This is a genomic window from Enterobacter chengduensis, from assembly GCF_001984825.2.
GTDB classification, from domain to species: domain Bacteria; phylum Pseudomonadota; class Gammaproteobacteria; order Enterobacterales; family Enterobacteriaceae; genus Enterobacter; species Enterobacter chengduensis.
The window spans coordinates 496,182-508,686 of the sequence record NZ_CP043318.1 but is presented as its reverse complement, the minus strand read 5'-3'; the positions used below and the strand labels follow the sequence as shown (position 1 = coordinate 508,686).

Sequence of the window (12,505 nt, the reverse complement as noted above, 5' to 3'; positions counted from 1 at the left end):
GAAGCCAAACCACTAGCCGACTGCGAATAAAATATGTTCAAGATTCTTGTGATTGACCGTTGTCACTTCACCCGCACGGGGTTTGAAGCATGGCTCAATCATTCCGGTTTGTTCCCGGGACAATACGTTGTGACCGGGCTGAATAACCTGTTCCTTGCCAGGGAGCACATTCTGCAATGGAAACCCACGCTGGTTATCGCTGACCTGTACGGCTTCAGGCAGGATATCCACCATTTTCAGCAGCTCTCGTCCTTGCTTAATGCCAGTGAACGCTTGCCGTTTATTTTGCTGCAATCGGGAGAAGACCGCGGCATGACCGACTGGCTCGGGCAGTTCCCGGTGTGGTCGTCATTGCTGAAAAATGCCGGTCTTGAAGAAGTGGCAACGGTCATCAACGACGCATTGATTTCGCGCGCATGCGCGGAACGGTCAACGGCGGCGGCCCCCTTGCTGACCCGGCAGGAAGAGAAGGTGCTGACGTTGTGGATGGACGGTGCGAGCAATCAAAAAATTGCCGCTCACCTGAGTATCAACGGAAAAACGGTCTATACCTACAAGCGCAATATCCGCATGAAACTGCATATGGATACGCGTTTTTCTCCGTTCTTATCCCTGCAGGAATCAGAAAGCTGACGGTACGAAACCCGACGGATCTCGTACCGTATATATATTACTGCTGAGCTTTTGTTGCCGCACCAGAAATTGCGCTACCACCTTCAGAAATATCCTGACCGACGCCGCGCGTGGTATTACAGGCCGTTAACACTGAAGAAAGCACCAGGACTGAAAAGATCGCTGCAATTGTCTTCTTAACCATAATATCTTCCTTTTATAGCCAAAGTTGTTTTGTGTATAGCAACTTAAGAATAGACAAGATCCCGCCGTTTGACGGAAAAGGAAGCATTTTTAGGAAAATTAAACGGTGTTAGCTGGCAGCGTGAGAAATGATATGGCCGAGATCCTGGATATCTTCACCCACGCCGCGCGCGGTGTTACATCCGGAAAGCAATGCACTGGAAAGCGCCAACAGTAGCAGAATTTTAACGGTACGTTTCATCATCCCTGCCTGCAAAAATCAGGCGCAGCGGGCGCTGCGCCGTCAATCATGACGTAAATTACTTCACGCGGGACACGTATTCGCCGGAGCGGGTATCCACTTTGATCACTTCGCCAGTCTGTACGAACAGTGGCACTTTAACCACTGCACCGGTAGACAGTTTGGCTGGTTTACCGCCGGTACCTGCGGTATCACCTTTCAGACCTGGATCGGTTTCAACGATTTCCAGTTCTACGAAGTTTGGTGGGGTCACAGCGATAGGCTGGCCGTTCCACAGGGTCACGATGCACTCAGCCTGATCCAGCAGCCATTTAGCGCTATCGCCAACCGCTTTCTCATCAGCAGACAGCTGTTCGAAAGTGGAGTTGTTCATGAAATGCCAGAACTCACCGTCGTTGTACAGATAGGTCAGGTTCATATCTACAACATCAGCGCCTTCAGCAGAGTCAGTAGACTTGAAGGTTTTCTCAACGCGGGTACCGGTCAGCAGACGGCGCAGCTTAACGCGTGCGAATGCCTGGCCTTTACCTGGTTTAACGAATTCGCTGGCTTCAACCGCGTACGGTTCGCCGTCCATCATGATTTTAAGACCAGCACGAAAATCGTTGCTATAGTACGTTGCCATAAGGCCCTCTAAATTTGTTAACTGGTAGCTAAGCCACAAAATGGCGCATATTGTAACCCTAAACACCCCGTCCAGAGAAGATTGGTTATCGCAACTTGCCGATGTAATCACCAGTCCTGATGAATTGCTGCGTCTTTTAGACCTCGATCAGCACCCAGCGTTGCTTGCAGGCCGCGAGGCAAAGCGCCTTTTCGCCCTGCGCGTTCCCCGTGCCTTTGTGGCGCGAATGGAGAAAGGCAACCCCGACGATCCGCTCTTAAAACAGACGCTTACGTCGCAGGATGAGTTCATTACTGCGCCGGGATACAGCACCGATCCGCTGGAAGAGCAAAACAGCGTGGTGCCGGGTTTACTGCACAAGTATCACAACCGCGCCCTGCTGCTGGTAAAAGGCGGCTGCGCGGTAAATTGTCGTTATTGCTTCCGTCGGCACTTCCCCTATGCCGAAAACCAGGGCAATAAACGCAACTGGCAGGTCGCGCTGGACTATATCGCCGCCCATCCGGAGCTGGATGAGATTATTTTTTCCGGCGGCGACCCGCTGATGGCGAAAGATCATGAGCTGGACTGGCTGATGACCCAGCTTGAAGCCACCCCGCACGTTAAGCGCCTGCGCATTCACAGCCGTTTACCGATTGTTATCCCTGCACGCATCACCGACGGCCTGGTGGCGCGCCTGGAGCAGTCTCGTCTGCAGGTGCTGCTGGTAAATCATATCAATCACGCCAACGAAATTGACGATGCGTTTCGCGCGGCGATGGCGCGACTGCGTAAAGCGGGCGTGACGCTGCTGAACCAGAGCGTGCTGCTGCGCGGCGTAAATGACAACGCCCGCGTGCTGGCTGACCTGAGCAATGCCCTGTTTGATGCGGGCGTGATGCCCTATTACCTGCACGTGCTGGATCGCGTTCAGGGCGCGGCGCATTTCATGGTGACGGATGAAGAAGCCCGGCAGATTATGCGCGAACTGTTAACGCTGGTTTCAGGCTATATGGTGCCGAAGCTGGCACGCGAGATTGGCGGAGAGCCGAGCAAGACGCCGCTGGATTTGCAGCTGCGGCAGTGCTAGTTTCCCCTCACCCTAACCCTCTCCCACAGGGAGAGGGAAAAAGGCCATCAGTTCGGGCACTTGTAGACCTGGCCCGTCATCTGGCTGGCGGTCGGCACGAAGCTGGACAACATGCTCTGCGTTGGGCTGCTCACGCCGTAAATCACGTTGCCGCCCATGGCTGCAGCCTGGTTACGCAGGGCGTTTGCCGCACCGCGCATTGAGCCGCCTTCTTCGCCATGCTGACCCGACATCCAGTTACTTTGCTCACCGGTTGCCGTGCCTAACAGCTGGCATTCACTGCCAGGCTTATCTTCCACAAAGCGAACGCCCTGGCCCGCTGCCGACAGCTCATTGCTGGAGCTACAACCCGCCAGCAGCAATGCTGCCCCTACAATCCCTGCACAGACTTTTACGCGCATGTTATTCCTCGTTTTCAATAAGCTGGACAGTAGTTGTCCGTGTGTAGATCTTATACCTAAAAGATGACCAAAAGAAAAACCCCCGAGCATCTCTGCCCGGGGGTTTTTCACATTCTACGACGTAGAGCGCACGATTACATCATGCCGCCCATACCGCCCATGCCACCCATGCCGGCAGCACCTAAGTCAGGCGCGTCGCCTTTAGGCATATCGGTCACCATGCACTCGGTGGTGATCATCAGACCCGCAACAGAGGCCGCGTACTGCAGAGCAGAACGGGTCACTTTTGTTGGGTCCAGGATACCGAAGTCGATCATGTTGCCGTATTCTTCCGTTGCCGCGTTGTAACCGTAGTTACCTTCGCCCGCTTTCACGTTGTTGGCAACCACAGATGGCTCTTCACCGGCGTTAGAAACGATCTGACGCAGAGGCGCTTCCATTGCGCGCAGCGCAACTTTGATACCCACGTTCTGGTCTTCGTTCTGAGCGGTCAGGCCAGCCAGCTTAGCGGCAACACGCACCAGCGCAACGCCACCACCGGCAACCACGCCTTCTTCTACCGCAGCACGGGTCGCGTGCAGGGCATCGTCAACGCGCGCTTTTTTCTCTTTCATTTCAACTTCGGTCGCCGCACCAACTTTGATTACCGCAACGCCGCCTGCCAGTTTCGCTACGCGCTCCTGCAGTTTTTCACGGTCGTAATCAGAGGTTGCTTCTTCGATCTGCTTACGGATCTGACCAACACGGCCCTGAATAGCGGCTTCTTCACCCACACCGTCGATGATGGTGGTGGTGTCTTTGTTGATCACAACGCGTTTCGCCTGGCCCAGGTCTTCCAGGGTCGCTTTTTCCAGCTCCATACCGATCTCTTCGGAGATCACGGTACCGCCGGTCAGGGTAGCGATATCCTGCAGCATCGCTTTACGGCGATCGCCGAAGCCAGGTGCTTTAACCGCAGCCACTTTCACGATGCCGCGCATGGTGTTGACCACCAGCGTTGCCAGCGCTTCGCCTTCAACGTCTTCAGCGATGATAACCAGCGGTTTGCCTGCTTTCGCAACGGCTTCCAGCACTGGCAGCATTTCGCGGATGTTGGAGATTTTCTTGTCAGCCAGCAGGATGAACGGACTTTCCAGCTCAACAGCGCCAGTTTCTGGCTTGTTGATGAAGTATGGGGACAGGTAGCCGCGGTCGAACTGCATACCTTCAACCACGTCCAGTTCGTCTTCCAGACCGGTACCGTCTTCAACGGTGATCACGCCTTCTTTACCGACTTTGTCCATCGCTTCCGCGATCAGTTTACCCACGGTTTCGTCGGAGTTAGCGGAGATGGTACCAACCTGAGCAATGGCTTTGGAGTCAGAGCACGGTACGGACAGCGCTTTCAGCTCTTCAACAGCGGAAGCGACAGCTTTGTCGATACCGCGTTTCAGATCCATTGGGTTCATGCCCGCCGCAACGGCTTTCAGACCTTCGGTGATGATGGCCTGCGCCAGAACGGTCGCGGTGGTGGTACCGTCGCCTGCAGCGTCGTTCGCTTTAGAGGCAACTTCTTTCACCATCTGAGCGCCCATGTTTTCGAACTTGTCTTCCAGCTCGATTTCACGTGCTACGGAAACACCATCTTTGGTGATGGTTGGCGCGCCGAAGGATTTATCCAGCACTACGTTACGGCCTTTCGGGCCCAGGGTCACTTTAACTGCATCGGCCAGTACGTTTACGCCGCGGAGCATTTTTACACGAGCGTCGTTACCGAATTTTACGTCTTTAGCTGCCATGTTCTTATTTCCTCAAATTCTCGTGCGTAAATTACGCTTCAACAATTGCCAGAATGTCGCTCTCGGACATGATCAACACTTCTTCATTGTCGATCTTCTCGGATTTCACGCCGTAGCCATCGTTGAAAATTACGATGTCACCAACTTTAACGTCCAGCGGCTGCACAGTTCCGTTTTCCAGGATGCGGCCCTTACCGACAGCGATGATTTCGCCACGCGTTGATTTGGCTGCTGCAGAACCGGTCAGAACGATGCCGCCAGCAGACTTGGTTTCAACTTCTTTACGTTTGACGATCACACGATCATGTAACGGACGAATACTCATTGATAGCTCTCCTTTGAGAAAGTCATTATCAGTTATGGATGACGCCGGCCCGCATGCGGTTTTCCGACTAGTGCCCTGAGAGATGGGGATAGCTTTTTAGCCCTTCAAGGGGGAGTCGAAAAAAAAATTTGCGAAAGTGTTACCATCGCCTCTCTTTGGGTACGGGCAGGGCAATGTTAATGAGTGGACTCAAGCAGGAGTTGGGGCTGGCGCAGGGTGTTGGTCTGCTCTCGACCTCCTTGTTAGGGACGGGCGTGTTTGCCGTACCCGCACTGGCGGCGATGGTGGCTGGAAATAATAGCCTGTGGGCATGGCCCGCGCTGATTGTATTGGTTTTCCCGATCGCCATTGTGTTCGCCATCCTGGGGCGACATTTCCCCAGCGCGGGCGGCGTGGCGCACTTTGTCGGGCTGGCCTTTGGCCCGCGATTACAGCGAGTGACCGGCTGGCTGTTTCTCTCCGTCATTCCGGTTGGTCTTCCCGCGGCGTTGCATATTGCCACCGGCTTTGGTCAGGCGCTGTTTGGCTGGCATAACGAGCAGCTACTGCTGGCCGAACTGGGTACGCTGGCTATCGTCTGGTGGGTGGGCTCTCGCGGGGCCAGCTCCAGCGCCAACCTGCAGACGCTGGTTGCGGTGCTGATCGTCGCGCTCGTTGCCGCTATCTGGTGGGCGGGCGATATTACCATCAAGGACATTCCCTTCCCGGCGGTGAAAGACGTCGATCGCTCGCAGCTTTTCGCCGCGCTCTCCGTTATGTTCTGGTGTTTTGTGGGTCTGGAGGCCTTTGCCCATTTGGCCTCTGAATTTAAGCAGCCTGAACGCGATTTCCCCCGCGCGCTGATGATAGGCCTGCTGCTGGCAGGCACGGTTTACTGGGCGTGCACCGTGCTGGTATTACACTTCAACGCGTTCGGCGCGGATCTCGCTGCTGCGGCATCGCTGCCGGGTATCGTAGTGGAACTGTTCGGCGTGAAGGCGCTGTGGATCGCCTGCGTCATCGGCTATCTGGCCTGTTTTGCCAGCCTGAATATTTATATCCAGAGCTTTGCCCGGCTGGTGTGGTCGCAGGCGCTCTACAAACCTGAGAATCGCCTCGCGCGTCTGTCCAAACGCCAGCTTCCGTTAAATGCCCTGAATGCCGTACTGGGCTGCTGCGTGCTGAGCACGCTGTGTATTTACGCGCTGAAGATCAATCTCGACGCGCTGATCGTCTACGCCAACGGCATTTTCATCATGATCTACCTGCTGTGCATGCTGGCGGGATGTCGTTTGCTGAAAGGTCATTATAAAGCGCTGGCGGTCGTTGGGGGCGTGCTTTGCCTGCTGTTGCTGGCGATGGTGGGATGGAAGAGCCTGTACGCGATCGTGATGCTGGCGGGGCTGTGGATGTTTTTACCGAAGCGGCAAAACGCGGAGGCCCGGTAAGCTAAGCTCACCGGGCAACAACATCACCGATCGTCTTTATGGTCTAAACGGTCGTGCTGTTCATCCTTACGCTGATACTCCCCTTCGAAGGTATCGCCTGGCCCGGTGCTAAACCCGCCGCCGGGCATACGGCTAAAGCGCAGATGCGGCAGCAGCTTCATGGTCAGGTGCTTTTGCACCGGCGGCAGAAGCAGCAGAAGTCCAAGGAAGTCGGTGAAGAACCCCGGCAGAATCAGCAGCAGCCCCGCGATAATCAGCGACACGCTTTTGATCATCTCTTCCGCCGGGCTTTCGCCTGCGGCCATCTTCTGCTGCATTATCAGGAAATTTTTGAAACCCTGATTACGCACCAGCGACATGCCGATAACGGAGGTGAAAATCACCAGAATCAGCGTCAGCAGGACGCCCAGCACATGGGCCACCTGGATGAAAATGGAAATCTCAATGTAAACATAGAGAAAGAAAGCAATAAACGGTATCCAGCGCACTGGCATCTCCTGTGTGGCAGGTGCCATCGGGCCCCTGTCTGAATGTGTTCGCGACGCGCGTTTGTATGAGATGGTGTCGATTAGCGAAAATTCAATCGGTTTGCACGGATATTTTTTCTGGAAATATTAAAGCGGTGACCCATTTCACAGATTAATAATTATCATGGAATCGGCTCGATAATAAGTGATCCAGCTTACGGCAATTCGCTATCATCAGCATATGATCTCGAGCATCTGGCTGATTGAGGGAATAATCGTCGGTCAGAAAATATTCAAAACCACATATATACTGTGTGTTTAGTACAATCCATCGGCAGCTTGAAAAGAAGGTTCACATGTTAAACAACATTCGTATCGAAGAAGACTTGTTGGGTACCAGGGAAGTTCCAGCGGATGCCTACTACGGTGTTCACACTCTGAGAGCGATTGAAAACTTCTACATCAGCAACAGCAAAATCAGCGATATCCCTGAGTTTGTCCGTGGCATGGTGATGGTGAAGAAAGCCGCAGCCCTGGCTAACAAAGAGCTGCAAACCATTCCTAAAAGCGCGGCAAATGCGATTATCGCAGCCTGCGATGAAGTGCTGAACAACGGCAAATGCATGGATCAGTTCCCGGTTGACGTCTATCAGGGCGGCGCGGGTACCTCCGTCAACATGAATACCAACGAAGTGCTGGCAAACATCGGCCTGGAGCTGATGGGTCACCAGAAAGGTGAATACCAGTACCTGAACCCGAACGACCACGTTAACAAATGCCAGTCTACCAACGACGCCTACCCTACCGGCTTCCGTATCGCGGTATATGCCTCTGTCGTGAAGCTGGTGGATGCGATCAACCAGCTGGGCGATGGCTTCCAGCGTAAAGCGGTTGAGTTCCAGGACATCCTGAAAATGGGGCGTACCCAGCTGCAGGACGCGGTACCGATGACCCTCGGCCAGGAATTCCACGCGTTTAACGTGCTGCTCAACGAAGAAACGAAAAACCTGCTGCGCACCTCCGAGCTGCTGCTGGAAGTGAACCTGGGCGCAACCGCCATCGGTACGCGTCTGAACACACCGGATGGCTATCAGCAGCTGGCGGTACAGAAGCTGGCTGAAGTTTCTAACCTGCCGGTTGTGCCTGCAGAAGACCTGATTGAAGCCACCTCAGACTGCGGCGCCTACGTCATGGTACACAGCGCGCTGAAACGTCTGGCGGTGAAACTGTCCAAAATTTGTAACGACCTGCGCCTGCTCTCTTCCGGTCCGCGCGCTGGCCTGAACGAAATCAACCTGCCAGAACTGCAGGCGGGTTCGTCCATCATGCCAGCCAAGGTGAACCCGGTCGTTCCAGAGGTGGTGAACCAGGTTTGCTTCAAAGTCATCGGTAACGATACGACCGTGACCATGGCCTCTGAAGCGGGTCAGCTGCAGCTGAACGTCATGGAGCCTGTGATTGGCCAGGCGATGTTTGAATCTATCCACATCCTGACCAACGCCTGCTACAACCTGCTGGAAAAATGCATTAACGGCATCACGGCCAATAAAGAAGTCTGTGAAGGTTATGTCTATAACTCCATCGGGATCGTCACCTACCTCAACCCGTTCATCGGTCACCACAACGGTGACATCGTCGGTAAGATTTGTGCCGAAACCGGTAAGAGCGTGCGTGAAGTGGTGCTGGAGCGCGGGCTGTTGACCGAAGCCGAGCTGGACGATATCTTCTCCGCCCAGAACCTGATGCACCCGGCCTATAAAGCGAAACGATATACCGATGAAAGCGAACAGTAACCGTTCAGGCTAGGCTTCTTAGGGCACGTCACTTGTGACGTGCCTTTTTTCTTTTTAGGCGTTACCAAAATACAACAATTCAATATCAACTTGTTAATAAGCAAGGCAGGTCCTTATGTTTGGAGCAGAACTCGTCATCGTCTTGTTGGCGATTTATTTGGGAGCACGACTCGGGGGTATCGGCATCGGTTTTGCCGGCGGTCTTGGAGTGCTCGTTCTTACCCTTATCTTTCAGATTAAACCCGGCGCTATCCCGTTCGACGTTATCGAAATCATAATGGCTGTTATTGCCGCTATTGCCGCCATGCAGGTGGCAGGCGGTATGGACTACCTGGTGAGCCTGGCGGAGCGAATGCTGCGCCGCCATCCAAAGTACATTACCTTCCTTGCTCCGCTGGTGACCTGGTTTATGACCATTCTCGCCGGCACGGGCCACACCGCTTTCTCTACGCTACCGGTGATTACCGAAGTGGCGAAAGAGCAGGGTATCCGTCCTTCTCGTCCGCTCTCTATTGCCGTCGTCGCGTCCCAGATTGCGATTACCGCTTCGCCGATTTCCGCAGCGGTGGTCTTCTTCGCCGGTATCCTCGAGCCGATGGGCGTGAGCTATCTGACGCTGCTGGCGATCTGTATTCCGGTGACGCTGATTGCGGTGATGATTACCGCCGTGCTGTGTAACTTCCTCGGCGCCGAGCTGAAGGACGATCCGGTGTACCAGGAGCGTCTGGCAAAAGGCGAAGTGAGCCTGCGCGGCAGCCAGGTCTTCGAGCTGAAGCCGCACGCGAAGCGCTCCGTGCTGCTGTTCCTGATCGGTATCGTCGCGGTGATGTTCTACGCGACCGCCATCAGCGACACCGTGGGTCTGATCCAGAACCCGGTCCTGCCGCGTAACGAAGCGATTGTGGTGTTTATGCTGACTATCGCGACGCTGATTAGCATCACCTGTAAAATTGACACCAGTGAAGTGCTGAACGCCAGCACCTTCAAATCCGGTATGAGCGCCTGCGTGTGCGTACTGGGTGTGGCATGGCTCGGCGATACCTTCGTGAAGGCGCACATCAGCGATATTCAGACCGTAGCGGGCGACCTGCTGCACAACTATCCGTGGCTGCTGGCGGTGGTGCTGTTCTTTGCCGCTACCCTGCTTTACTCGCAGGCAGCGACCACCAAAGCGCTGATGCCTGCGGCACTGATGCTGGGCGTTACGCCGCTGACGGCGATTGCCTCTTTCGCGGCGGTTTCGGCCCTGTTCGTTCTGCCAACCTACCCAACCCTGCTGGCGGCAGTGGAGATGGACGATACTGGCTCAACCCGTATTGGTAAGTATGTGTTTAACCACGCGTTTCTGATCCCTGGCGTGGTCGCCATTTCGCTTTGCGTGATCCTCGGCTTTATCATTGGCGGCGTGGTGCTGTAAACGGTGAATGATTGTAAAAATAGTTAAAATCGGGCCGCTCTGCGGCCCGTTTCATTAATGACCAACCGCCTTGCGTGATATAGTGAAGCCTTTCGTGATGAGGAGGTCCACTTGTGAACACGCCTGATGCTGTTGTCGTACTGTGTACCGCCCCTGATGAAGCCTCTGCCCAGGATCTCGCCGCCAAAGTGCTGGCCGAAAAACTGGCAGCCTGCGTGACGCTCCTCCCCGGGGCCACGTCCCTTTATTACTGGGAAGGCAAGCTGGAGCAAGAGTACGAAGTCCAGATGCTGCTCAAAACGAATCTGGCGAATCAGCAGGCGCTTCTGGACTGCCTCAAGTCTCATCATCCTTACCAAACCCCGGAACTGCTGGTCTTGCCAGTGGTTCATGGCGATAACGACTATCTCTCATGGCTCAACGCTTCCTTACGCTGATCCTGCTGCTGTGCAGCACATCAGTTTTTGCCGGGTTGTTTGACGCACCCGGCCGTTCGAACTTCATTCCCGCCGACCAGGCGTTTGTTTTCGATTTTCAGCAAAACCAGCACGACCTGACGCTTACCTGGCAGGTAAAAGAGGGCTATTACCTCTATCGCAAGCAGGTAAGCATTACCCCTTCGCAGGCCAGCGTGGGCGCATTACAGATGCCCGCTGGCGAGTGGCATGAGGACGAGTTCTACGGTAAGAGTGAAATCTACCGCCAGGGCCTGCGCGTCCCCGTCACGGTGAATCAGGCGAATAAAGGCGCGACGTTGACGGTGACCTATCAGGGATGCGCGGACGCGGGATTCTGCTATCCGCCGGAAACGAAGGTCGTTCCGCTCAGTGAAGTGAAAGCGGCTGCCGCGGTTATCCCTCTGCCTTCGGGCGAGAAGCGTGAAGCTCCTGCTGACCTGCCGTTCTCCGCGCTGTGGGCCTTACTGATTGGCATTGGCATTGCCTTTACCCCCTGCGTGCTGCCGATGTATCCGCTCATCTCTGGCATCGTGCTGGGCGGTAAGCAACGGCTTTCCACCGCACGCGCGCTGCTGTTGGCCTTTATTTACGTGCAGGGCATGGCGTTGACCTACACCGCCCTTGGCCTTGTGGTTGCCGCTGCCGGGCTACAGTTCCAGGCCGCACTGCAGCATCCTTACGTCCTTATTGGCCTGTCCGTGGTCTTCATTCTGCTGGCACTGTCGATGTTCGGATTGTTCACGCTGCAGTTACCGTCGGCACTTCAAACGCGCCTAACGCTGATGAGTAACCGCCAGCAGGGTGGCTCGCCTGGCGGCGTATTTGTGATGGGCGCCATCGCCGGTTTGATTTGTTCCCCCTGCACCACCGCCCCGCTGAGCGCCATCCTGCTTTATATCGCCCAAAGCGGCAACATGTGGCTCGGCGGCGGAACGTTGTACCTGTACGCTCTTGGCATGGGGCTGCCGCTGATCCTGGTCACGGTCTTCGGCAATCGACTGCTGCCGAAAAGCGGCCCGTGGATGGAGACCGTGAAAACCGCATTTGGCTTTGTCATCCTCGCGCTGCCGGTGTTCCTCCTTGAGCGTATCATCGGCGACGCATGGGGCCTGCGCCTGTGGGCGACGCTTGGCGTCGCATTCTTTGCCTGGGCATTTATCGTCAGCCTCGGGGCGAAGAAGCCATGGATGCGCCTGGTGCAAATCCTGCTGCTGGCTGCCGCGCTGGTGAGCGTTCGTCCTCTGCAGGACTGGGCGTTCGGTTCGCCGGTGAGTCAGACTCAGGCACATCTGAACTTCACCCAGATTCAAAACGTGGATGAACTCAACAGTGCCCTGGCAAAGGCGAACGGTAAACCGGTGATGCTCGATCTCTATGCCGACTGGTGTGTCGCCTGTAAAGAGTTTGAAAAATACACCTTTAGCGATCCGCAGGTACAAAGCGCCCTGAAAGAGACCGTGTTACTTCAGGCGAATGTGACCGCCAACAATGCGCAGGATAAGGCTCTGCTGAAGCAGCTTAACGTACTCGGGCTGCCAACCATCCTGTTCTTTAATCAACAGGGCCAGGAGCAGCCAGAACAGCGTGTAACCGGGTTTATGGATGCAGCAGCATTTAGCGCGCATTTGCGCAATCGCCAACCGTAAACAACACTTTAAACGGAACAAACCGTTGGGAATAGCGGAGGA

14 protein-coding genes are annotated in these 12,505 nt (G+C 55.1%); 7 read left to right on the top strand and 7 right to left on the bottom strand.

Going from position 1 to position 12,505, the window contains the following annotated elements:
- Positions 1-33: 33 nt before the first annotated feature.
- Complete coding sequence (locus tag FY206_RS02480; RefSeq protein WP_032643765.1) at positions 34-633, top strand: helix-turn-helix transcriptional regulator; 600 nt, start codon at positions 34-36, stop codon at positions 631-633.
- A 37-nt stretch (positions 634-670) separates the two neighbouring features.
- On the opposite strand, the gene ecnB is transcribed toward FY206_RS02480, so the two are convergent.
- The 3 genes from ecnB to efp form a co-directional block, all read right to left on the bottom strand.
- The gene (ecnB, locus tag FY206_RS02475; RefSeq protein WP_003025482.1) at positions 671-817 is read right to left on the bottom strand and encodes a lipoprotein toxin entericidin B; all 147 of its coding nucleotides are present in this window, start codon (positions 815-817) and stop codon (positions 671-673) included.
- A 108-nt stretch (positions 818-925) separates the two neighbouring features.
- The gene (locus FY206_RS02470) at positions 926-1,057 is read right to left on the bottom strand and encodes an entericidin A/B family lipoprotein (protein ID WP_032643762.1); all 132 of its coding nucleotides are present in this window, start codon (positions 1,055-1,057) and stop codon (positions 926-928) included.
- A gap of 58 nt (positions 1,058-1,115) precedes the next feature.
- Positions 1,116-1,682: an elongation factor P gene (gene efp / locus FY206_RS02465; protein ID WP_008502940.1), complete on the bottom strand. Its 567-nt coding sequence runs from the start codon at positions 1,680-1,682 to the stop codon at positions 1,116-1,118.
- A 40-nt stretch (positions 1,683-1,722) separates the two neighbouring features.
- Here efp and epmB point away from each other — a divergent pair, with 40 nt between their 5' ends.
- Entirely contained in the window at positions 1,723-2,751 is a 1,029-nt protein-coding gene (gene epmB / locus FY206_RS02460) for an EF-P beta-lysylation protein EpmB (protein WP_032643760.1), read from the top strand.
- 47 nt (positions 2,752-2,798) lie between these two features.
- Here epmB and FY206_RS02455 read toward each other — a convergent pair whose 3' ends face one another.
- The 3 genes from FY206_RS02455 to FY206_RS02445 form a co-directional block, all read right to left on the bottom strand.
- Positions 2,799-3,152: a DUF4156 domain-containing protein gene (locus tag FY206_RS02455; protein WP_008502942.1), complete on the bottom strand. Its 354-nt coding sequence runs from the start codon at positions 3,150-3,152 to the stop codon at positions 2,799-2,801.
- A 134-nt stretch (positions 3,153-3,286) separates the two neighbouring features.
- Complete coding sequence (gene groL / locus FY206_RS02450; RefSeq protein WP_014882201.1) at positions 3,287-4,930, bottom strand: chaperonin GroEL; 1,644 nt, start codon at positions 4,928-4,930, stop codon at positions 3,287-3,289.
- A gap of 31 nt (positions 4,931-4,961) precedes the next feature.
- On the bottom strand, positions 4,962-5,255 hold the full coding sequence (locus tag FY206_RS02445; protein WP_003855929.1) for a co-chaperone GroES: 294 nt from the start codon (positions 5,253-5,255) through the stop codon (positions 4,962-4,964).
- Between the two features lie 179 nt (positions 5,256-5,434).
- Here FY206_RS02445 and yjeH point away from each other — a divergent pair, with 179 nt between their 5' ends.
- A complete protein-coding gene (yjeH, locus tag FY206_RS02440; protein ID WP_032643758.1) occupies positions 5,435-6,682 on the top strand; it encodes an L-methionine/branched-chain amino acid transporter in 1,248 nt (415 codons plus the stop codon).
- Positions 6,683-6,705: 23 nt separating this feature from the next.
- Here the strand turns inward: yjeH and FY206_RS02435 are convergent, their stop codons facing one another.
- Entirely contained in the window at positions 6,706-7,170 is a 465-nt protein-coding gene (locus FY206_RS02435; RefSeq protein WP_023616652.1) for an FxsA family protein, read from the bottom strand.
- A gap of 335 nt (positions 7,171-7,505) precedes the next feature.
- Between FY206_RS02435 and aspA the strand changes: the two genes are divergently transcribed.
- The 4 genes from aspA (at position 7,506) to FY206_RS02415 (ending at position 12,463) form a co-directional block, all read left to right on the top strand.
- Entirely contained in the window at positions 7,506-8,942 is a 1,437-nt protein-coding gene (gene aspA / locus FY206_RS02430) for an aspartate ammonia-lyase (protein WP_003855923.1), read from the top strand.
- Between the two features lie 115 nt (positions 8,943-9,057).
- A complete protein-coding gene (locus FY206_RS02425; RefSeq protein ID WP_024907357.1) occupies positions 9,058-10,359 on the top strand; it encodes an anaerobic C4-dicarboxylate transporter in 1,302 nt (433 codons plus the stop codon).
- Positions 10,360-10,472: 113 nt separating this feature from the next.
- Complete coding sequence (gene cutA / locus FY206_RS02420; RefSeq protein ID WP_014168278.1) at positions 10,473-10,796, top strand: divalent cation tolerance protein CutA; 324 nt, start codon at positions 10,473-10,475, stop codon at positions 10,794-10,796.
- Entirely contained in the window at positions 10,772-12,463 is a 1,692-nt protein-coding gene (locus tag FY206_RS02415) for a protein-disulfide reductase DsbD (protein WP_032643756.1), read from the top strand. Before cutA ends, FY206_RS02415 begins: the two co-directional genes overlap by 25 nt.
- Positions 12,464-12,505: the final 42 nt, after the last annotated feature.